Raw genomic sequence first — 21,587 nt, forward strand, 5'->3', positions numbered from 1 at the left:
GAGGTTTTTCAATGAGCACCGACCCCATGGTTCACCTGCGCGACCTCAGCGTCACCTTCAGCGGCGGGCGCAAGCCGGTGCACGCGGTGAGCGGCGTGAGCCTGGAGGTGCAGCGCGGCGAGGTGGTTGCGCTGATCGGCGAATCGGGCTCGGGCAAGAGCGTGACCATGCGCACCCTGCTGCGCCTGCACCCCGAGCGCCGCACCCGCATGGGCGGCACGGTGCAGGTGGCCGGGCGCGACGTGCTTGCGATGTCGCAGCGCGAGCTGGCCGACTTTCGCGGCAAGGTCGCCTCGATGATCTTTCAGGAGCCGCTGCTGGCCCTCGACCCGGTGTACACGGTGGGCGCGCAAATCGTCGAATCGATCCGCCGGCATGAGCCCGTGGGCCGGGCCGAGGCGCAGCAGCGCGCGCTGGCGCTGTTCGAGCGCGTGCGCATTCCCAGCCCCGAGCGGCGGCTGCAGGCCTACCCGCACGAAATGTCGGGCGGCATGCGCCAGCGCGCCATGATCGCGCTGGCACTGGCCTGCAAGCCCCAGCTGCTGCTGGCCGACGAGCCCACCACCGCGCTCGACGCCACGGTGCAGATCCAGATATTGCTGCTGCTGCGCGAGCTGCAGCGCGACCTGGGGCTGTCGGTGATCTTCGTCACGCACGACATCGGCGCGGCCGTGGAAGTGGCCGACCGCATTGCGGTGATGTACGCGGGCCGCATCGTGGAGGAAGGCACGGCGCGCGAGCTGATTCGCTCGCCGCGCCATCCGTACACCATCGCCCTGCTGAAGAGCCGCGCCCACGGCGCACTGGCGCGCGGCACGCGGCTGGAGACCATCGGCGGCGCGCCGCCCGACCTGTCCGCGCTGCCGCCCGGTTGCGCATTTGCCGAACGCTGCGCACTCGCCACCGACGCCTGCCGCGCGGCCCAGCCGCCGCTGGTGGAGCTGGCGCCGAAGCACCGCGTGCGCTGCATCCATACCGACGCGGCCGCCGCCATGGCGCCGGTGCTCGTCGCCTGAACACGCCGCTCGACCGCTTACGCTTGCGGCTCCACCACCTCTTCATCGCCATGCCCCTGCACGACCCCGCCCACGCCTTCGTTCCCTACCCCGACGCACCGGTGCCGCGCGCGGCCACCGGCCCGCTGGCCGACCTGAGCTTTGCCGCCAAGGACCTGTTCGACGTGGCGGGCTACCCCACGGGCGGTGGCAACCCGATCGTGCTGGCGATGTCGGGCATCAAGACGCGAACCGCGCCCACAGTGCAGAAGCTGCTCGACGCGGGCGCGCGCTTTGCGGGCAAGACCGTGACCGACGAGCTCGCGTTCTCGATGAACGGCAACAACGCGCACTTCGGCGCGCCGATCAACGGCGCGGCCAAGGACCGCATCACGGGCGGCAGTTCTTCTGGCTCGGCGTCGGCCGTGTCGTCGGCCCTGTGCGACTTTGCGCTGGGCACCGACACCGGCGGCTCGGTGCGCGCGCCGGCCAACCACTGCGGCCTGTTCGGCCTTCGCCCCACGCACGGCCGCGTGAGCCTGGAAGGCGCGCTCGACCTTGCGCCCAGCTTCGACACCTGCGGCTGGTTCGCGCGCGACGTCGGCACCTTCGCGCGCGTGGCCGACGTGCTGCTGGGCGCCGACACCGCGCCGCTGGCCGCACGCGTGCGCCTGCTGCGGCCCGACGATGTGTGGGCGCTGGCCGTGCCCGCGGCCGCCGATGCGCTCCAGGGCGCGGCCGAGCGCGTGCAAGCGCTCTTCGGTCCCGCGCAGACCACCACCGTCGCGCTTGAATCCTTCGACGCGATGTACTGGAACTTTCGCTACCTGCAGTCGCGCGAGGCCTGGCTCACCGACGGGCCGCTGATCGAGCGCTATGCGCCGCCGCTGGGCCCGGGCGTGGCCGAGCGCTTTGCCTGGTCGCGCGAAGTGACCGACGCACAGGTGGCAGCCGCGCGCACTTTTCGCACCGCATTCCGCGCGCACCTGGCGGCCCTGCTGGGCGACGACGGCGTGCTGCTGATGCCGTCCATGCCCGACATCGCGCCGCTGCGCAGCGACAGCGAGGCGTCGCTGGAGGACTACCGCAACCGCGCGATCCGGCTGCTGTGCATCGCGGGGCTGGCGGGCTTTCCGCAACTGTCGATGCCGCTGGCGATGCGCGACGGCGCGCCGCTGGGCATCTCGCTGCTGGGGCCGGCGGGGTCGGACCGGTCGTTGATTGCGTTGGCTGAACGCATCGCGGCCTAGCGCGCTGCAGATTGGCGACTGAAGGTGCGCGCCTGCCCTTGGGGCTACAGCGCCTCGCGGGGCGCCACCACAGCGGGCGCCTGCAACTGGCAGACGTCGCAATCGACCGCCTGCGCGGCGCGCTCGATCACCACGAAATCGCCCGCATCGACCGCCAGCAGCGCGTGGTGCCAGGTGCCGGGCGCAAGCACCACGCCCTGATGCCCGTCGGTGACGAAGGCCGACAGCTCGCCAGCCGACACGGGTGCCTGGCCGGCGCGCGCCACCACGATGACGAAGCGGCGCTCGCCCAGCGGCACGAAGGTCTGGCTGCCCAACGCGTGCCGTTCCATCTCGGTGAAGGTGTGCGGAAAACGCCGCGCCTGCGCACGAAACAGCGCGAGCGCGGGCCGGCCGCCGTCGGCGCCCAGCTGCAGGTCGCCGAGCAGATCGAAACGCTGTGCATTGCCGCCGTTGATGGCACGGCCCTCGCCGGCGGGCACGGCGATCACGGTGCCGAACGGCGCGAAGGCTTCGGGTGTGAGGGGCTGGGCGAGAAGCGGGGTCATGTGCGAGGTGTCGTGCGAGTCGTTTCGCGAGGTGTGGTGCGGGATGGTGCCGGCTGACAGCGCATCGTCATTCATTCCGCAGTCGCAGCAGAAACCGTGCCGCGCGCGCGCTCCAGGTCGCCCAGCCATTGCGCATAGGCCGCGGCGCGGTCGCTGTCGGGCAGGCGCAGCAGCGCCGACGGGTGCAGCGTGACGAACACCGGCAATCCATCAGCGCGCTCGTGCAGCCATGCGCCGCGCTCGGCTTGCACCGCCACGGCACGCCCGAGCAAGGCGCGCGCGGCGGTGGCGCCCAGCGCCACCAGCGCCTGCGGCCGCACCAGCGAGATTTCGCTGTCGAGCCAGTGCGCGCACGCCTCGGCCTCGCGCTGGCCGGCGGTCTTGTGAATGCGGCGCTTGCCGCGCAGCTCGTACTTGAAATGCTTGACGGCGTTGGCCAGGTACACGCTCTCGCGTGCCCAGCCCAGCTGCGCCATCGCGCGGTCGAGCAGCTGGCCTGCAGGGCCGACGAAGGGGCGGCCGGTCAGGTCTTCCTGGTCGCCCGGTTGTTCGCCCACCAGCATGTGGCCCGCGCCCACCGGCCCTTCGCCGCACACGGCCTGCGTGGCCAGCGCGCCGATGGGGCAGGCGCGGCAGGCGTGGGCGGCGGCGCGCAACGCACCCAGGTCGGCCGGCGCCACGCCTTCGGGCTGCACCGGGTGCAGCAGCAGCGGTGCGCGAATGCGGCGCGCGGGCGTGGCGGGGGCGTCGATCATCGACTGGCTGCGCGCCTGCGCCGCATCGGCCAGCGGCTGAATGAGCGCGGCCTCCGGCAGGTTGTGCCAGTAGCGGCGCGGCATCTCGCGCCGCATCATCGCGAGCTTCAGGCGCGCGGGGTTGAAGATGTGCTCGTAGTAGGTCAGCCAGAGCTGCTCGCCCGCGTCGGGCGGCGGCTTCTCGCGGCGGTCGGCCCCCGCGCGGAAAGACAGCGCCTGCCCGTCCCATTCAACGCACCGCTCCGGCGTGAGGATGGCCCAGCGCATCTGCGCGAAGCGGCGCACGAAGAAAGGCGCATTGGCCTCGACGATGTGGTGGTCGGGCTCGAACCAGGCGACGTGGCGTTCGCCGCTCGCGCCGCCCTCCGCCACATCGCCTGCCCCTCCCTCCCCCGCATCCCCCGCATCCCCCCCATCCCCCACCCGCGTGAAACGCACGAAGGCGCGCATCTTGTGGATGTCCCGGTGCACGGCCTTGGCCATCAACTGCGCCTGCAGCATGTCGGCATCAATCGGGTCGTGGCGCAGGGCGGGCTCGTGGGCCAGGCGCCAGAGCAGCCGGTACAGCAGCGTGAAGCGTTGCGCGTCGCGGTGCAGGATCACGTCGGCGCACAGCGCGACGAAGGACGCGGGCACGGGATGGCGCGCGGCGCTGGGCACGGGTGTCGGCATGCGGTTGTCGGTGCCGCCGGTGCCATCGGCATCGCCGAACAAGTCGCCCGCCCCGTCGCCCGCGGGCCCCTCGCTCCATTCGACATGGTCCGGCGGCACGCCGCTGGCCAGCAACTGCCGCGCATGGCGGCGAAAGGCGTCGAGATCGATCGGGTTGTCGAGCCGAATGCGCATGGCCGTCTTGCTCAGAACAGCGAGGCCTGCGCGGCCCGCACATCCAGTGACGGGCCCGCCACCGGCGCCGTGGCGGCCATGGCGCCCGGAGCCGGCCGGTGCCCGTCGGCCACCACGAACGGCAGCACCTTGCGCGCTGGCACATGCAGCCGACGCAGGTCGTCGGCGCGCACCCGGCGCACGCGCCGGGCCTGCAGCAGCCGCTCGACCGCCTTCACGCCCAGCCCCGGCACGCGCAGCAGCATCTCGCGCGGCGCATGGTTCAGGTCGACCGGAAAGCGCTCGGCATGGGCCAGCGCCCAGGCCAGCTTGGGGTCGACGTCCAGCCGCAGCAGGCCGTCGGGCGCGGCCACGATCTCCTGGTGCTCGAAGCCGTAGAAGCGCATGAGCCAGTCGGCCTGATAGAGCCGGTGCTCGCGCATCAGCGGCGGCGCCACCAGGGGCAGCGCGCGGGCGGCGTCGGGGATGGGGCTGAAGGCCGAGTAGTACACGCGCTTGAGCTTGTAGGCGCCGTACAGCGTGGCGCTGGAGGCCAGGATGCGGCGGTCGTCGGTGGCGTCGGCGCCCACGATCATCTGCGTGCTCTGGCCCGCGGGCGCGAACGGCGGCGGCTTGGCGGCGGTGGCAGAGGCGCCGGGCAGCGCGCGAATGGGCACCACGCGGCGCGCCTCCTCGCGCCGGTCGTCGATGCGCAGGCGCAGCCGCGCCATGGAGCGGCGAATGGCGCTTTCGTTCTTCTCCGGCGCCAGCGCCTGCAGGCCTTCGGCGGTGGGCATCTCCACGTTGATGCTGAGCCGGTCGGCATAGCGCCCGGCGCGCGCCAGCAGCTCGTCGCTGGCGTCGGGAATGGTCTTCAGGTGGACGTAGCCGCGAAAGTCGTGCACCTCGCGCAGCACGCGCGCCACCTCCACCACCTGCTCCATGGTGTGGTCGGGCGACTTGATGATGCCGCTGGACAGGAACAGGCCCTCGATGCAGTTGCGGCGGTAGAAGTCCAGCGTGAGCTGCACCACCTCGTCAACCCTGAAGCGCGCGCGCGGCACGTTGCTCGACGCACGGTTCACGCAATACAGGCAGTCGTACTGGCAGTGGTTGGTGAGCAGCACTTTCAGCAGCGAGATGCAGCGCCCGTCGGGCGCGTAGCTGTGGCAGATGCCGGCCCCTTCGGTCGAGCCGATGCCGCGCCCGCCCAGCGAGTCGCGCGGCTTCGAGCCGCTGGACGCGCAGGAGGCGTCGTATTTGGCGGCGTCGGCCAGGATGGCGAGTTTGCGTTGGATGTCCACGGGTGTCCTTCGGCGAAAAGCTGTATGAATATACAGTTTTCAATAAAGGTTAGCGAACATGAAAAGACACACCGCCGGCACATTGCGCGGCGCCCGACCCTTGGGCTACGCTCCCCGGCAGATGTCCGACGATTCCACTGCACCCACCCCTACGACCGATCACGCCGCCCCGGCACCCGCCGCCGGCCCGGTTTGCGCCACGCTCAGCGCCGATGGCCTCGCAAGCAAGTTCACCGCACCCCACGGCGTGCCCGCTTTCGCGGTGCGCTGGCAAGGCGGTGTGTATGCGTACCTCAACCAGTGCCCGCACGCCGGCGGACCGCTCGACTTCGAGGGCCAGGTGCTCGAGAGCTCGGGCCGCTTTTTGATGTGCGCGCGGCACGGCGCCATCTTCGAGCCCGACACCGGCCGCTGCGTGGGCGGCCCCTGCCGCGGCGCCCACCTCACGCCGCTGGCAGTGCACGCGCGGGCCGACGGCAGCGTGTGGCTGGGCCAGGCTGATTGAAAACACCCTTTCCAGGAGATTCCATGCGCAACAAGCTTCACTCCCTTTTTCACTCTCTCTCCCTGCCCGCCGCGGCGCTCGCCCTCGCGGGCCTCATGGCGGGCTGCACCGGCATGTCGAGCGGCAGCAGCCCGGGCGGCAAGGCCTACACGGGCATGCGCGTCAGCTCCAGCGCATTCACCGACAACAGCGTGATTCCGGCCGACCACGCCGGCGCGGGCGAATGCGGCGGCAAGAACATTTCGATGCCCGTGGCGTGGAGCAACCTGCCGGCCAAGACCAAGTCGGTCGCGGTGCTGGTGTTCGACCCGGACGGCGGTGCCGGCCTGGGCGTGTCGCACTGGGTGGCCTACAACATCGCGGCCGAGCGCGGCGAACTGAAGGCGGGCGAAGGCCAGGCGGGCTCCAACTTCAACTTCACCATGGGCCCGAACGTGGCCGGCGCGCCGGCCTACCGCGGCATGTGCCCGCCGGTGGGCGACCGGCCGCACCACTACGTGCTGACCGTGGTGGCGTTGGACCTGGCACCGGGCGCGCTGCCCGCCGGCCTGGCGCGCGACCCGCTGCTGGCCGCGCTCAAGGGCCATGCGCTGGGCGGGCAGAGCGTGGTGGGGCTTTACAGTCGATGACACTTGCGCGGCCTGGCGCCCGTAAAGTGGCGCCAGAGCATCACAAAATGTAAACGCGCGAGTAATAATTAAGCATCCAGTTCGCCGGCGTGCGGCAGCCATGGCTGCCGCCGCTTCTTCGAAAGCTTCACCGATGGTTTTGCCCGCAGCCGCGCCCGACACCGCCCAAGCCTCACCGGCCTCCACGCCCAGCACTGCCAGCACGGCCTCCCAGGGCCCTTACACCCCCGGCGACCTCGACGCCATGTTCGACCTGGCGCCCGTCTCCCTCTGGCTGGAGGACTACAGCGACCTCAAGCACAAGCTCGACGGCTGGCGCGCCGAGGGCGTCACCGACCTGGTGGCCTACCTGGGCGAAGACCCCCTGCGCGTGAGCGACTGCATGGCGCTGCTGAAGGTGCTGCGGGTCAACCAGCACACGCTGAAACTCTTTGCCGCCGACAGCCAAGAGACCCTGCTGGGCGCGCTCGACCGCGTGTTCCGCGGCGACATGTCGGCCACCGTGGTGCACGAGCTCGACCGGCTGTGGCGCGGCGAACTCACCTTCGAGAGCGAAACAGTCAACTACGCGCTGGACGGCCGCCGGCTCGACGTGCGCGTACGTGCCCGCGTGCTGCCCGGCCATGAGCACAGCTGGGACCGCGTGCTGGTGTCGCTGGACGACATCACCGAGCGCGTGGCCGCGCAGCGCCTGCGCGACGAAAGCGCCACCTACGCGCGCAGCCTGTTCGACCGCTCCCCGGTGTCGCTGTGGGTGGAAGACTTCAGCGCCGTGCGCACGCTGATGCAGAACATCCGCGCGCGCGGCATCACCGACTTCGCCACCTTCATCAAGGTGCACCCAGAGTTCGTCACGCGCTGCATGCAGGAGATTCGCGTGATCGACGTGAACCAGGAAACCCTGCGCATGTTCGGCGCGCCCGACCTGCAGGGCCTGCTGGGCAACCTGTCGCGCATCTTTCGCGACGAAATGCGCGAGTCTTTCGCGGAGCAGCTGCAGGACCTGTGGAACGGCAAGACCGTGCAGCACCGCGAGGTGCTCAACTACGCGTTGTCGGGCGAGGTGCTGAACATCCACATGCAGTTTGCGGTGCAGGACGACCGGCTCGACACCTGGGACCTGGTGCTGGTGTCGCTGGTGGACATCACCGCGCGCAAGAAGGCCGAGGCCTACCTCGAATACCTGGGCAAGCACGACGTGCTCACGCAGCTGTGCAACCGCACCTACTACTCCGAGGAGCTCAACCGCCTGTCGCGCAAGGGCCCGTGGCCGGTGTCGATCGTGGCCATCGACCTGAACGGCCTGAAGCACCTCAACGACCAGGAAGGCCACGCCGCCGGCGACTCGCTGCTGCGCCGCATGGGCGAGGTGCTCGACAAGGCCGTCGACCCGCCGGCCTGGCCCGCGCGCATCGGCGGCGACGAGTTTGCGGTGCTGCTGCCGCTGACCGACGAGCGCGGCGCCGAGGCCATGCGCGAGCGCATCCTCACGCTGCTGGAAATGAACAACCAGTTCCATGCCGGGCAGAGCGGCCACGCGCTGAGCCTGGCGATCGGGCTGGCCACCTGCCATGCGGGGGAGTCGCTGGAAGCGGCGCTGCAGCGCGCGGACCGGGCGATGTACGAAGACAAGACGCGGCATTACGAAACAACGGGGATCGACCGGCGCGCGTAGCCAGTCGAAGGGGGTAGCCAAGGGGGGCAGCCCAGGCGCTATGACGCCTCGTTCGGCCCCGCCCTCTCCTTCTCCCCTTTCACCCGCTCCAGCACGAAGTCGATGAACGTGCGAATCGCCCGCGTGTGCTGGCGGTTGGGCATGTAGAGCATGAACATCTGCGTGCCGAAGATGCTCAGGCGCCAGTCGTCCAGCGTGGTCACCACGTCGCCGCGGCGCACGTCTTCCTGCACCACGTAGTCGGGCACCAGCCCGATGCCCAGGCCCGCGAGGATGGCCTGGCGCAGGAACAAGAAGTTTTCTGAAATCAGCGTCGGCTCCAGGATCACCTCGCGCCGGGTCTCGCCCTGGTAGGCCGACACGCGCAGCTGCCGGCCGATGACGGCGGCGGTGACCACCGGCGCGCCCTGCAGCGCGTCCAGTTGCGTGGGCAGCGGGTGCCGGGCGGCGTAGTCGGTCGACGCGCAAGCCACATAGCGCACCGGGCCCATCTCGCGCGCCACCAGGTTCTGCGGCGGCTCCGGAATCACGCGGATGGCAATGTCGACCTCGTCGCGCAGCAGGTCTTCGATTCGGTTCTCGAACACCACGTCCAGCACGATGCCGGGGAACTGGCGCTTGAAGTCGAGCAGCCAGTCGGCCATGACCAGCTGCCCGTAGCCGCTGGGCACGCTCAGCCGCACGCGGCCCTGCAGGCCCTGGCCCAGCTCGGTGACCGACTCGCGCGCGGCCAGCAGTTCGCCCTGAATGGCCACGCCGTGCTGGTACAGCCGCAGGCCGATTTCGGTCGGCTCGGAGCGCCGCGTGGTGCGGCGCACCAGCTGCGCGCCCACCGAGCGCTCCAGCTGGTTCAGGTGGTAGCTGACGTTGGCGCGGGTCATCTTCAGGCGGCGTGCGGCCGCGCTCAGGTTGCCCGCGTCCAGTATTTCCACCAGCAGGGTGAGCGATTGCAGGTCCATGCGCCCGATTGTGTCAAAAATTCTTTGACAGTCTGTCAACCGTCTATGCAATTGTCAAAGCCGGGATACGGGCAAAGAATGAGGGGTTCACCCCCAGAGCCTCCGGGTCCCTCGCCTTGCACATGCATTGCGGGGCCCGCCACGCAAGAGACAAGCACATGGCCACCACACCTCCCAGCCCTTCCACGTCCTCGAACTCCGGTCCCGTCACCTTCGCGCGCCATGGCGACGTGTTCGTGGTGACCATCGACAACCCGCCCGTCAACGCCCTGGGCGTGGACGTGCGCCGCGGCCTTGTCGCGGCCATCGACGCCGCCGAAGCCGACAGCGCCGCCAAGGCGGTGCTGATCGTGGGCGCGGGGCGCAACTTCATTGCCGGCGCGGACATCCGCGAGTTCGGCAAGGCGCCGCAGCCGCCGTCGCTGCCCGAGGCCTGCCTGAAGATCGAGAACTGCAGCAAGCCGGTGGTGGCCGCCATTCACGGCGCCGCGCTCGGTGGCGGGCTCGAAGTGGCGCTGTCGGCGCACTACCGGCTGGCCTCGCCCACCGCCAAGCTGGGCCTGCCCGAAGTGGCGCTGGGCCTGCTGCCCGGCTCGGGCGGCACGCAGCGCACGCCGCGCCTGATCGGTGTGAAGCCCGCGCTGGAGCTGATGCTCAGCGGGCGCCATGCGCTCGCCAAGGAAGCGCTGTCGCTCGGCCTGATCGACCGCCTGGGCACCGACGCCGACGCACGCGCCGAAGGCCTGGCCTACGCGCAAGAGCTGGTCGCGGCCAATGCGCCGGTGCGCCGCACCCGCGAAGCCACCGGCCTGGCCGACGCCGACGCCAGCCGCGCCGCCCTGGAAGCCGCGCGCACCGACACCGCCAAGAAAAGCCGCGGCCTGTTCTCGCCGATGAAGATCATCGAAGCCGTTGAAGGCGCGCTCACGCTGCCCTTCGACGAAGGCATGGCGCTGGAACGCAAGCTGTTTCTGCAGTGCATCGACAGCCCGCAGCGCGCCGGCCTGATCCACGCCTTCTTTGCCGAGCGCGAAGTGCTGAAGGCACCCGAGACCAAGTCCGCCAAGCCGCGCGCGCTGGAATCGGCCGGCATCGTGGGCGGCGGCACCATGGGCGCGGGCATTGCCGTGGCGATGCTGGACGCGGGCATGCCCGTGACCATGATCGAGCGCGACGAGCCCAGCCTGGCGCGCGGGCGCCAACACGTCGAGAAGGTGTACGACGGCCTCATCGCCAAGGGCCGCATGACGCCCGATGCCAAGGCCGCCGTGATGGCGCGCTTCAACGGCGCCACGTCTTACGACGCGCTGGCCAACGTCGACATCGTGGTCGAGGCCGTGTTCGAAGAAATGGGCGTGAAGAAGGCCGTGTTCGCCGAACTCGACCGCGTGTGCAAGCGCGGTGCGGTGCTGGCCACCAACACCTCGTACCTGGACATCGACGAGATCGCGGCCAGCATCTCGCGCCCGCAGGACGTGGTGGGCCTGCACTTCTTCTCGCCGGCCAACATCATGAAGCTGCTGGAAATCGTGGTGCCCGCCAAGGTGAGTGCCGACGTGGTGGCCACCGGCTTCGAGCTTGCGAAGAAGCTCAAGAAGGTGCCGGTGCGCGCCGGCGTGTGCGACGGCTTCATCGGCAACCGCATCCTGGCCGTGTACCGCCAGGCGGCCGACCACATGGTGGAAGACGGCGCCTCGCCGTACGAGATCGACGCGGCCGTGCGCAACTTCGGCTACCCGATGGGCCCGTTCCAGGTGTCCGACCTGGCCGGCGGCGACATCGGCTGGGCCACGCGCAAGCGCAAGGCCGCCACGCGCGACCCGCAGGCGCGCTACGTGCAGATTGCCGACCGCATCTGCGAGCGCGGCTGGTTCGGCCAGAAAACGCAGCGCGGCTACTACCTGTACCCCGAAGGCGCGCGCACCGGCGTGCCCGACCCCGAGGTGCTGGCCATCATCGACGCCGAGCGCGTGCGCGCCGGCGTCACGCCGCGCAGCTTCACCGAAGAAGAAATCATGCGCCGCTACATGGCCGCCATGGTCAACGAAGGCGCCAACGTGGTGCTGCAACGCATTGCGCTGCGCCCGCTCGACGTGGACGTGACCTTTCTGTATGGCTACGGCTTTCCGCGTTTCCGCGGTGGCCCCATGAAGTACGCCGACACCGTGGGCCTGCCAAAGGTGCTGGCCGACATTCGCGAGTTTGCCAAGGAAGACCCGATCTTCTGGAAGGCATCGCCGCTGCTGGTCGAGCTGGTCGAACGCGGTGCAGATTTCTCCAGCCTCAATCAATCCGAATAAAGAACCCAGGAGCATCCCCATGCGTGAAGCCGTCATCGTTTCCACCGCCCGCACCCCGCTCACCAAAGCGCACCGCGGCGAATTCAACATCACCCCCGGCGCCACGCTGGCGGCCTTTGCCGTGAAGGCGGCCGTGGAGCGCTCGGGCCTGGACCCGGCGCTGATCGAGGACGCGATCCTCGGTTGCGGCTACCCCGAAGGCACCACCGGTCGCAACATCGCGCGCCAGAGCATCATTCGCGCGGGCCTGCCCATCAGCATCGCCGGCACCACGGTGAACCGCTTCTGCGCCTCGGGCCTGCAGGCCATTGCCATGGCGGCGGGCCGCATCATCGTGGACGGCGCACCGGCCATGATTGCCGGCGGCGTGGAAAGCATCTCGCAGATTCGTGGCCGCAGCCCCGGCGACGGTGGCGACCTGAGCCTGGACCCGTGGATCGTCGAGCACAAGCCCGAGCTGTACATGGCCATGATCGACACGGCCGACATCGTGGCCAAGCGCTACAACATCAGCCGCGAGGCGCAGGACCGCTTCTCCGCCGACAGCCAGCGCAAGACCGAAGAGGCGCAGATCGCCGGGCGCTACAAGGACGAGATCGTCGCGTGCACCACCACCATGGCCGTGACCGACAAGGAAACGAAGGAAGTCACCCACCGTGAAGTGACCGCCACCGAAGACAACTGCAACCGCCGCGGCACCACCTACGAGGCGCTTGCCAAGCTCAAGCCGGTGATGGGCGAAGACAAGTTCGTGACGGCCGGCAACGCCTCGCAGCTGTCGGACGGCGCATCGGCCTGCGTGATGATGGAAGCCAAGGACGCCGAGCGCGCCAACCTGCAGCCGCTGGGCGTGTTCCGCGGCCTGGCGCTGGCCGGCTGCGAGCCCGACGAAATGGGCATCGGCCCGGTCTTTGCCGTGCCCAAGCTGCTCGCGCGCCACGGCCTGACGGTGGACGACATCGACCTGTGGGAACTCAACGAAGCCTTTGCCTCGCAGTCGATCTACTGCCAGCACAAGCTGGGCATTCCGTCGGAACGCCTGAACGTGAACGGCGGCGCCATCTCCATCGGCCACCCCTTCGGCATGACCGGCGCGCGCCTCACGGGCCACGTGCTCATCGAAGGCAAGCGCCGTGGCGCCAAGTACGCCGTGGTCACCATGTGCATTGCCGGCGGCATGGGCGCTGCCGGCCTGTTCGAAATCTATTGAGGAGCGCGCAATGGACCTGAACTTCACGACCGAAGAAGAAGCCTTCCGCAGCGAAGTGCGCGCCTTTCTGGCCGACAAGCTGCCGGTGCGGCTGTCCGAGAAAGTGCGCGGCGGCAAGATCATGGAAAAGGCCGACATGCAGGAATGGCATGCCGTGCTGAACGCGCGCGGCTGGCTGGCCAACCACTGGCCCGAGCAGTACGGCGGACCGGGCTGGACGGCGGTCGAGAAGTTCATCTTCGAACACGAATGCGCGCTGGCCTTTGCGCCGCGCATCGTGCCCTTTGGCGTGAACATGCTGGGGCCGGTGCTCATCAAGTACGGCAACGAGGCACAAAAGAGCCACTGGCTGCCGCGCATTCTGGACGGCAGCGACTGGTGGTGCCAGGGCTACTCGGAACCCGGCGCGGGCTCCGACCTGGCGGCGGTGAAGACATCGGCCGTGCGCGGCATCGACACGCAGGGCGACCACTACATCGTGAATGGCCAGAAGACCTGGACCACGCTGGGCCAGCACGCCAACATGATCTTCTGCCTGGTGCGCACCAACCGCGAGGCGAAGAAGCAGGAGGGCATCAGCTTTCTGTTGATCGACATGAACTCCCCCGGCGTGGAAGTGCGCCCCATCATCACGCTCGACGGCGAGCATGAGGTGAACGAGGTGTTCTTCTCCGACGTGCGCGTGCCGGCCGCCAACCTGGTGGGCGAAGAGAACAAGGGCTGGACCTGCGCCAAGTTTCTGCTGACCTACGAGCGCACCAACATCGCGGGCGTGGGCTTCTCGGTGGCCGCGCTCGAGCAGCTCAAGGGCATTGCCGCGTCGCAGACCAGGAACGGCAAGCCGCTGGCGGACGACCCGTCTTTCGCGGCACGCATGGCGCGCGTGGAGATCGACCTGGAGAACATGAAGACCACCAACCTGCGCGTGATTGCGGCGGTGGCCGGTGGCGGCGTGCCGGGCGCGGAAAGCTCGATGCTGAAGATTCGCGGCACCGAAATTCGCCAGGAAATTTCTTCGCTGGCCCGCCGCGCGATGGGCGTGTATGGCCGCCCCTTCGTCGCAGAGGCGCTGAAGGACGGCTACACCGGAGAGACCTTCGGGCCCGACTACGCGTCGGCCGCGGCCTCGCGCTACTTCAACAACCGCAAGCTGTCGATCTTCGGCGGCTCCAATGAAATCCAGAAGAACATCATCAGCAAGATGATCCTGGGCCTGTAAGGAGACATGCAGTGAACTTCGAACACACCGAAGACCGGCGCATGCTCGCCGACAGCCTGAACCGCTTCATCAGCGAGCAGTACGCGTTCGACGCGCGCGACCGCATCGCAAAGTCGGAGCACGGGTTCAGCAAGGAAATCTTTCAGCAGTTTGCCGAGCTGGGCGTCATTGGCGCGCTGTTCAGCGAGGCCGATGGCGGCTTTGGCGGCGGCGGCTTCGACGTGGCCGTGGTCTTCGAGGCGCTGGGCCGCGGCCTGGTGATCGAGCCGCTGCTGGGCGCGGTGATGGTCGGCGAGGCGCTGGTCGTGGCCGGCAACGCGGCGCAGAAAGAAAAGCTCGCCGACATCATCAACGGCGTGAGCGTGGTGGCCTTCGCGCACGACGAAGCCGACACGCATTACGAGCGCACGCGCGTTTCGACGAAGGCAGAGCGCAGCGGCGAAGGCTGGGTGCTGCACGGCGCCAAGGCCGTGGTGCCGCAAGGCGAGCAGGCCGACCTGTTCCTGGTTTCCGCGCGCACCTCGGGCAACGTGGACGACGAAGCCGGCATCTCGCTGTTTCTGGTGCCCGCCAAGACCGCGGGCCTCACGGTGCGCGGTTGCCCGTCCATCGACGGCGGCCGTGTCGCTGAATTGGCGTTCGACGGCGTGAAGCTGGGCGCCGATGCGCTGCTGGGCACCGAAGGCCAGGGCCACGCCACGCTGGAACGCGCCATCGGCCGCGGCGTGCTCGCGCTGTGCGCCGAGGCGCTGGGCGCGATGGAAGCCGCCAAGGCCGCCACGCTGGAGTACCTGCGCACGCGCAAGCAGTTCGGCCTGCTGATCGGCAGCTTTCAGGCGCTGCAGCACCGCATGGCCGACCTGCTGCTGGAGATCGAACAGGCCCGCTCGGCCGTGATCAACGCCGCGGCCGCCATCGACGGCACGGACCGCGTGGCGCGCGAGCGCGCACTGTCGGCCGCCAAGTTCAGCATCGGGCGCATCGGTGCGCTGGTGGCTGAAGAAAGCATCCAGATGCACGGCGGCATCGGCATGACGTGGGAGCTGCCGCTGCCGCACTACGCCAAGCGCCTGGTGATGATCGACCATCAGCTGGGCGACGAAGACCACCACCTGCAGCGCTACATCGCGCTCGGCAAGGAGCTGGCGGCATGAACGACATGAACGACATGAGCGACACCACCCACAAGACCGTGCTGATCTCGCAGCAAGGCGCCGTGCGCATCCTGACCAACAGCAACCCCGGCGCGCGCAACGCGATCACGCCCACGCTGTATGCGGAGCTGAGCGCCGCGCTGGCCGACGCCGAGCAAGACAGCGAAGTGGGCGCCATCGTCTTCACCGGCGCGGGCGACTTCTTCTGCTCCGGCGGCGACCTGAACCTGCTGGCCAAGCGGCGCGAGCTGCCCGTGGCCGAGCGCCGCCAGATTCTGGAAGGCCTGAACAACCTGATTCGCGCGCTGCGCGATTGCAGCAAGCCGGTGATTGCGGCCGTTGAAGGCGGCGCGGCCGGCGCGGGCCTGTCGATGGCGCTGGCCTGCGACATGCTGGTGTCGGCGCGCGACGCGTTCTTCACCGTGGCCTATGTCAAGGTGGGTCTCACGCCCGACGGCGCTGCCACGGCGTTTCTGGCGGAGTTTGTCTCGCGCCAGGTGCTGACCGAGCTGTGCCTCACCGGCGACCGCATGACGGCCGAGCGCCTGAACCAGCTGGGCGCCGTCAACCGCCTGACCGACAAGGGCGCGGCACTCGCCGAGGCCGTGGCGCTCGCGGCCAAGGTGGCGACCGGGCCGCAACGCGCCATCACGCGCATCAAGACGCTGTGCCGCCAGGCGCACCACGCCACGCTCGAAGAGCAGCTCGACGCCGAGGCCGTGTTCATGGTCGAGTCGCAGGGCGACGACGAAGCGGCCGAAGGCATCGGCGCGTTCCTGGGCAAGCGCAAGGCCGACTTTGTCGCCCTGCGCCGCAAGGCGAAAGACGCGTCCTGACGCGGACCCCTCCGCCTTCTCTTCATGCCTCGCACGCCGTGCGGGGCTTTCTCGTTTTTCGGAAGTCTGTGCCATGCCTCTGCTGAATTCATCGCTGCCGCTTGCCGGCGTGCGCGTTCTCGATCTGTCCCGCATCCTGGCGGGCCCCTGGTGCGGCATGGTGCTGGCCGACATGGGCGCCGAGGTGATCAAGGTCGAGCACCCGGGCCGCGGCGACGACACGCGCGACTGGGGCCTGCGCGTGGGCAAGACCGAGACCGCCTACTTCAACAGCGTGAACCGCAACAAGCGCTCCGTCACGCTCGACCTGCAGACGCCCGAAGGCCAGCAGATCGCGCGCGACCTGGCCAAGCAGTGCGACGTGGTGATCCAGAACTTCAAGTTCGGCGGCATCGACAAGCTGGGCCTGGGCTACGAGCAGCTGAGCAAGGAACAGCCCGGCCTCATCTACTGCTCGATTTCGGGCTACGACCGCACCGGCCCCGAAGCCGCCCGCCCGGGCTACGACCTGGTGGTGCAGGGCGAGGCGGGCTTGATGGCGCTGAACGGCGAGGCCAACCAGCCGCCGCTGAAGTTCGGCGTGGCCGTGGTCGATTTGTTCACCGGCATGTATTCGGCGCAGGCCATTCTGGCGGCGCTGTACCAGCGCGAGAAGACCGGCAAGGGCCGGCATGTGGAGATGGCGCTGTTCGATTGCGGTTTGATGATTACCGCCTACTACGGCCTGGAGGCGCTGCTGATGGGTGAAGACCCGCCGCGTTACGGCAACTCGCATCCGTCGATCGTGCCCTACGGCGTGTTCGACGCGGCCGACGGCCCGCTGGTGATCACCGTGGGCAACAACGCGCAGTTCGCACGCTTCTGCACCGAGGTGATCGAGCGGCCCGACCTGGCGGCCGACGAGCGCTTCAAGACCAACATCTTGCGTTCGGCCAACCGCGCGGTGCTGCTGCCCGAGCTGCACGCCGAGCTGGCCAAGCGCCCGCGCGACAGCCTGCTGGAGAAGCTCACCGCCTCCGGCATTCCGTGCGGCGAGGTGCTGGGCCTGCTGGAGGCGCTGAACTCCAAGCGCGCGACAGACGCCGGCCTTGTGACCACGCAGCCGCACCCGGTGGCCGGCACGGTCAATGTGCTGGCACCGCCCTACCGTTTCGATGGCGAGCGCCTGCCGGTGCGCAGCGCGCCGCCCACCCTGGGCGAAGGCACGCACGACGTGCTGCAGTCCCTGCTCGGCCTGTCGGATGAAAAGCTGGCCGCGCTCAAATCGAGTGGCGTGGTCTGAAGCGAAGACGCGCCTGCTCGTCTGTTTTTTTGTCTGTTTGTTTTTCTGTCTGTTTGTGCATTCCTGAATGAAGAAGTCCATGGCCTCCCTCGCTTTCCGTTCCCTCCGCAATCCTGTTCGCCGTGCACTCCTTGCCCTGGCCCTTCCTTTGGTGGCTGGTGCCGCCTTCGCGCAAGCCTGGCCCAGCAAGCCGATCACGCTGGTCGTGCCCTTCCCGCCCGGCGGCCCGACCGACGTGGCCTCGCGCATCGTGGCGCAGAAGATGTCCTTGGCGCTCAAGCAGAACATCGTGATCGACAACCGCAGCGGTGCCTCGGGCACCGTGGGCGCCGCCACCGCCGCGCGCGCGCCGGCCGACGGCTACACCTTCGTGATGCTGGCCACGCCCACGCTGCTGGCCTCGCACCTGTACGGCCCCACGGGCGGCTACGACATCTTCAAGAGCTTCACGCCGGTGGGCTCGGTGTACGACCTGCCGATCGTGCTGGTGGTCAACCCCAAGTCGCTGCCTGATGTCACGAGCCTGCAGGGCCTGATCGCCAAGGCCAAGGCCGAAGGCGGCAAGCTCAACTACACCACCGCCGGTGCCGGCAGCTTCGGCCACCTCACCACCGAGCAGCTGAAGACCATCGGCAAGTTCGACATGCAGCACGTGCCGTACCGCGGCAGCGCGCCGGCCGTGACCGACCTTATCGGCGGCCAGGTGCCCGCCATGTTCTCCGACCTGGTGGCCGTGATTCCGCACATTCGCGCGGGCAAGCTGACCGCCATTGCGGTGGGCTCGGCCAAGCGCGTGAGCCTGCTGCCCGACGTGAAGACGGTGGCCGAGCAAGGCTTTCCCGGCTTCGACGCCACCTCGTGGGGCGGCCTGCTGGCACCGGCCGGCACGCCCAAGGACATCGTGGCGCGCATGAGCGCCGAGCTGAAGAACGCACTGGCCGACAAGGAAGTGCAGGACAAGCTCGAAAGCGTGGGCTCCTTCGCCGCCTACCGCACGCCCGAGCAAACGGCCACGCGCATGCGCCAGGACTTCGACCGCTGGGGCAAGGTCATTCGCGACAACCACATCACGAACCAGTAAAACCGCAGGCGGCTCGGCCACGCACAACCGGCATCAAGGAGACAGACATGACAGACAAACAAGACAACAACTACAAGACCCCGGTCGGTGCGCCGTTTCGCCCCGCGTTCCCCGTCACCAGCCTGGCGGACATCCACCGGCTCGAAGAAACGCCGCTGGAACAGGCGCTCACGGTGCGCAGCACCTACGAGATCTTTCGCAACGCGGGCCATGCCTTCGGCGACAAGACGGCGCTGACCTTTCTGCGCACCGGCAACCCGGCCGACGAGCCCATTCGCTGGTCATATGCAGAGCTGCTCGCGCGGCTGCACCAGACCGCGAACATGCTGCACACGCTGGGCGTGGGGCCGGGCGACGCGGTGGCCGTGCTGCTGCCCGGCTGCCTCGAATACCACCTCGCGCTCTGGGGCGGCGAGGCGGCCGGCATCGTGCAGCCGCTGAACCCGCTGCTCAGCGACGAGAAGCTGGTGGCGCTGATGACCGCGGCACGCGCCAAGGTGCTGATTGCCTACGGCTCGGACAGTGAGTCGGGCATGTGGTCGAAGGCGATGCGCCTGCGCGGCCAGGTGCCCACGCTGACCACCGTGCTGCGCGTGGCGCCGCACGACGAAGCACCCGGCGCGGCAGGCACGCTGCCTGAAGGCGTGGCGGAATTCGACCTGCTGCGCGCCGCGCAACCGAACGACCGGCTGGTGAGCGGGCGCGACATCGTGCCCACCGACATCGCGGCCTACTTTCACACCGGCGGCACCACGGGTGCGCCCAAGCTCGCGCGCCACAGCCATGGCGCGCAGGTGTTCACCGCCTGGGCCAGCGTGCAGGTCGCGGGCATGAACGAGCATGGCATCTCCATCAACGGCTACCCGCTGTTCCATGTGGCGGGCGTGCTGCCGGCCTCGCTGTCGGCGCTGTCGGCGGGCATGGAGGTGATCATTCCCACGCCCTCGCTGCTGCGCAACAAGGAGGTGCTGGCCAACTACTGGAAGCTGGTGGCAAGGTACCGGCCGACCTCGCTGTCGGCGGTGCCCACCGTGCTCGCGGCACTGGCCAATGTGCCGCTGGACGGCGCGGACATTTCATCGATCACCTACTGCCGCACCGGCGCCGCCGTGCTCTCGCCCGAGCTGGCCGCGCGCTTCGAGCGGCTGTTCGGCCTGCATGTGCACGAGAGCCTGGGCATGACCGAGATGGCCGGCATCTCGACCATCACGCCGCCGGGCGTGGACGGGCCCGCGGGCTGCGTCGGTTTCAGGCTGCCGTACATGCAGATGCGCGTGGTGGCGCTGGACGAGAACGGCAATGCGAGCGAGCGCGACATGCCCGCCGGCGAACAGGGCATGGTGCTGTTCAAGTCGCCCAATGTGTTCTCGGGCTTCGTGGACCCGGCCGACAACGCCAAGGCCTTCACCGCCGACGGCTGGCTCGCCACTGGCGACCTGGGGTGGATCGACAGCGAGCAGCGGCTCAACCTCACGGGCCGCTCGAAGGACCTGATCATCCGCAGCGGCCACAACATCGACCCCAAGACCATCGAGGACGCGCTGGGCGCGCACCCGGCCGTGCAGCTGTGCGCCGCCGTGGGCGCACCCGACGCCTACGCGGGCGAGCTGCCGGTGATCTTCGCGACGCTGGTGCCCGGCGCCTCGGCCACCGAAGAAGAGCTGCTGGCCTTCACCGCCGCGCGCGTCGACGAGGCACCGGCCCGGCCCAAGTGGGTGTCGGTGATCGAGGCCCTGCCGATGACCAACGTCGGAAAAATCTACAAGCCCGAACTGCGCGCCATGGCCGCGCGGCAGGTGGTGGCCGCCACGGTGGCCGAGGCGTGCGCCGCACTCGGCGTGCCCGAGGCCGCGCGCCCGCTCGTGAAGACCGACGGCGAGAGCCTGGTGCGCGTGCTGATCGACAGCGCCGCCGCAGGCGCGCTGGCCGCGCCGCTGCAGGAGCGCCTGCAGAAGGCGCTGGAGCCGCTGCCGTTCAAGACGCGCATCGGCACGCAATGATTTTTGAAACCTAGAACCAGAGACAAGCCATGACCTTTCGCCTTTCGAACCGCCGCGCCCTGCTGTGCGCCACCGCCGCCGTTGCCGCGCTGTGCGCCATGCCGCATGCACAAGCGCAGAACACCTACCCGAACAAGCCGATCCGCATGGTCGTGCCCTTTGCCGCCGGCGGCGCCACCGACGTGCTTGCGCGCGTGCTGGGCCAGAAGATGTCGGCCGGCCTGGGCCAGCCCATCGTCATCGACAACAAGCCCGGCGCGGCCGGCATCATCGGCACCGACGCGGTGGCCAAGGCGCCGGCCGACGGCTACACGGTGGTGCTGTCGCTGAGCAACTCGCTGCTGACCAACGAGTTCCTGTACGACAAGCTGCCCTACGACTCGCAGCGCGACCTCACGCTGGTCTATCAGATTGCCATGGCGCCGCTGGTGCTGGTGGTGCACCCCAGCGTGCCGGTGAAGACCGGCCCCGAGCTGCTGAAGTACGCCGCCGCCAACAAGGGCAAGCTGGCCTACGGCTCCTACGGCGTGGGCGCCTACCCGCACCTGGCCGGCGCGCACATGAGCATGGCCACGCAGTCCGACATGAACCACGTCGCCTACAAGGGCGAGGCGCCGATGGTGCAGGACCTGATCGGCGGCCAGATCCAGATGGCCTATGCCAGCGCGCTGGTGGCCAAGCCGCACATCGAGTCCGGCAAGCTGCGCGCCGTGGGCGTGACCGGCGAACGCCGCATGGGCACCCTGCCCGACGTGCCCACGCTGGCCGAGCAAGGCATGAAGGACGAGGCCTACCGCGTGACCGGCTGGCTTGCCATTGCCGTGCCCGCCAACACGCCCAAGGCCATCGTCAACCGCCTGGCCGAAGAAGTGCGCAAGGCCACGCAGCAACCCGACGTGCAACAGCGCGTCGCGGCCATGGGCTTCGAGCTGAAAGACAGCTCGCCCGAACTCTTTGCCGCCGCCTACAAGGCCGAGCGGCCGGTGTGGGAACGGCTGATCAAGCAGTCCGGCGCGCGCCTCGAGTAAAGCCCATTCGTCCTATTTTTTTCATTCGCCAT

General features: G+C 69.1%; 18 protein-coding genes. 14 read left to right on the forward strand and 4 right to left on the reverse strand.

Annotation, left to right across the window (positions count from 1 at the left end; translation table 11 throughout):
* The first annotated feature begins 26 nt into the window (after positions 1-26).
* Both VLK31_RS05335 and VLK31_RS05340 read left to right on the forward strand, forming a co-directional pair.
* Positions 27-1,016 carry an ABC transporter ATP-binding protein gene (locus tag VLK31_RS05335; RefSeq protein ID WP_409167372.1) on the forward strand — a complete coding sequence of 330 codons (990 nt, stop codon included), beginning with the start codon at positions 27-29 and terminating at the stop codon, positions 1,014-1,016.
* Between the two features lie 50 nt (positions 1,017-1,066).
* Positions 1,067-2,245, forward strand: coding sequence for an amidase (locus tag VLK31_RS05340; RefSeq protein WP_409167314.1), 1,179 nt, complete (start codon positions 1,067-1,069; stop codon positions 2,243-2,245).
* A gap of 44 nt (positions 2,246-2,289) precedes the next feature.
* On the opposite strand, the gene VLK31_RS05345 is transcribed toward VLK31_RS05340, so the two are convergent.
* The 3 genes from VLK31_RS05345 to VLK31_RS05355 all read right to left on the reverse strand — a co-directional run bounded on the left by VLK31_RS05345 (position 2,290) and on the right by VLK31_RS05355 (position 5,677).
* Positions 2,290-2,793: an ureidoglycolate lyase gene (locus VLK31_RS05345; protein ID WP_409167315.1), complete on the reverse strand. Its 504-nt coding sequence runs from the start codon at positions 2,791-2,793 to the stop codon at positions 2,290-2,292.
* A gap of 71 nt (positions 2,794-2,864) precedes the next feature.
* A complete protein-coding gene (locus tag VLK31_RS05350; RefSeq protein ID WP_409167316.1) occupies positions 2,865-4,394 on the reverse strand; it encodes a UdgX family uracil-DNA binding protein in 1,530 nt (509 codons plus the stop codon).
* Positions 4,395-4,405: 11 nt separating this feature from the next.
* Entirely contained in the window at positions 4,406-5,677 is a 1,272-nt protein-coding gene (locus VLK31_RS05355) for a putative DNA modification/repair radical SAM protein (RefSeq protein ID WP_409167317.1), read from the reverse strand.
* A gap of 58 nt (positions 5,678-5,735) precedes the next feature.
* Between VLK31_RS05355 and VLK31_RS05360 the strand changes: the two genes are divergently transcribed.
* From VLK31_RS05360 to VLK31_RS05370, 3 genes are all read left to right on the forward strand, one after another.
* On the forward strand, positions 5,736-6,182 hold the full coding sequence (locus VLK31_RS05360; protein ID WP_409167318.1) for a Rieske (2Fe-2S) protein: 447 nt from the start codon (positions 5,736-5,738) through the stop codon (positions 6,180-6,182).
* Positions 6,183-6,205: 23 nt separating this feature from the next.
* Positions 6,206-6,811, forward strand: a complete 606-nt coding sequence (locus VLK31_RS05365) for a YbhB/YbcL family Raf kinase inhibitor-like protein (protein ID WP_409167319.1) — start codon at positions 6,206-6,208, stop codon at positions 6,809-6,811.
* 244 nt (positions 6,812-7,055) lie between these two features.
* Positions 7,056-8,486 (forward strand): diguanylate cyclase domain-containing protein, encoded by a 1,431-nt coding sequence (locus VLK31_RS05370; RefSeq protein ID WP_409167373.1) that lies wholly within the window; start codon positions 7,056-7,058, stop codon positions 8,484-8,486.
* A 38-nt stretch (positions 8,487-8,524) separates the two neighbouring features.
* Here VLK31_RS05370 and VLK31_RS05375 read toward each other — a convergent pair whose 3' ends face one another.
* The gene (locus VLK31_RS05375) at positions 8,525-9,445 is read right to left on the reverse strand and encodes a LysR family transcriptional regulator (protein WP_409167320.1); all 921 of its coding nucleotides are present in this window, start codon (positions 9,443-9,445) and stop codon (positions 8,525-8,527) included.
* A gap of 158 nt (positions 9,446-9,603) precedes the next feature.
* Between VLK31_RS05375 and VLK31_RS05380 the strand changes: the two genes are divergently transcribed.
* The 9 genes from VLK31_RS05380 to VLK31_RS05420 all read left to right on the forward strand — a co-directional run bounded on the left by VLK31_RS05380 (position 9,604) and on the right by VLK31_RS05420 (position 21,555).
* Positions 9,604-11,745, forward strand: a complete 2,142-nt coding sequence (locus VLK31_RS05380; RefSeq protein WP_409167321.1) for a 3-hydroxyacyl-CoA dehydrogenase NAD-binding domain-containing protein — start codon at positions 9,604-9,606, stop codon at positions 11,743-11,745.
* 19 nt (positions 11,746-11,764) lie between these two features.
* A complete protein-coding gene (locus VLK31_RS05385; RefSeq protein WP_409167322.1) occupies positions 11,765-12,955 on the forward strand; it encodes an acetyl-CoA C-acyltransferase in 1,191 nt (396 codons plus the stop codon).
* Between the two features lie 10 nt (positions 12,956-12,965).
* A complete protein-coding gene (locus VLK31_RS05390; protein ID WP_409167323.1) occupies positions 12,966-14,174 on the forward strand; it encodes an acyl-CoA dehydrogenase family protein in 1,209 nt (402 codons plus the stop codon).
* Positions 14,175-14,185: 11 nt separating this feature from the next.
* On the forward strand, positions 14,186-15,328 hold the full coding sequence (locus tag VLK31_RS05395) for an acyl-CoA dehydrogenase family protein (protein WP_409167324.1): 1,143 nt from the start codon (positions 14,186-14,188) through the stop codon (positions 15,326-15,328).
* Between the two features lie 14 nt (positions 15,329-15,342).
* On the forward strand, positions 15,343-16,164 hold the full coding sequence (locus VLK31_RS05400) for an oxepin-CoA hydrolase, alternative type (protein WP_409167374.1): 822 nt from the start codon (positions 15,343-15,345) through the stop codon (positions 16,162-16,164).
* Positions 16,165-16,237: 73 nt separating this feature from the next.
* On the forward strand, positions 16,238-17,446 hold the full coding sequence (locus VLK31_RS05405; protein WP_409167325.1) for a CaiB/BaiF CoA transferase family protein: 1,209 nt from the start codon (positions 16,238-16,240) through the stop codon (positions 17,444-17,446).
* Positions 17,447-17,525: 79 nt separating this feature from the next.
* Complete coding sequence (locus VLK31_RS05410; RefSeq protein ID WP_409167326.1) at positions 17,526-18,527, forward strand: Bug family tripartite tricarboxylate transporter substrate binding protein; 1,002 nt, start codon at positions 17,526-17,528, stop codon at positions 18,525-18,527.
* Between the two features lie 47 nt (positions 18,528-18,574).
* Complete coding sequence (locus VLK31_RS05415) at positions 18,575-20,527, forward strand: acyl-CoA synthetase (protein ID WP_409167327.1); 1,953 nt, start codon at positions 18,575-18,577, stop codon at positions 20,525-20,527.
* Between the two features lie 29 nt (positions 20,528-20,556).
* Positions 20,557-21,555: a Bug family tripartite tricarboxylate transporter substrate binding protein gene (locus tag VLK31_RS05420; RefSeq protein WP_409167328.1), complete on the forward strand. Its 999-nt coding sequence runs from the start codon at positions 20,557-20,559 to the stop codon at positions 21,553-21,555.
* The last annotated feature ends 32 nt before the right edge of the window (positions 21,556-21,587 follow it).

The organism is Variovorax sp. H27-G14, assembly GCF_046156345.1.
In the GTDB taxonomy this organism is placed as follows: domain Bacteria; phylum Pseudomonadota; class Gammaproteobacteria; order Burkholderiales; family Burkholderiaceae_C; genus Variovorax.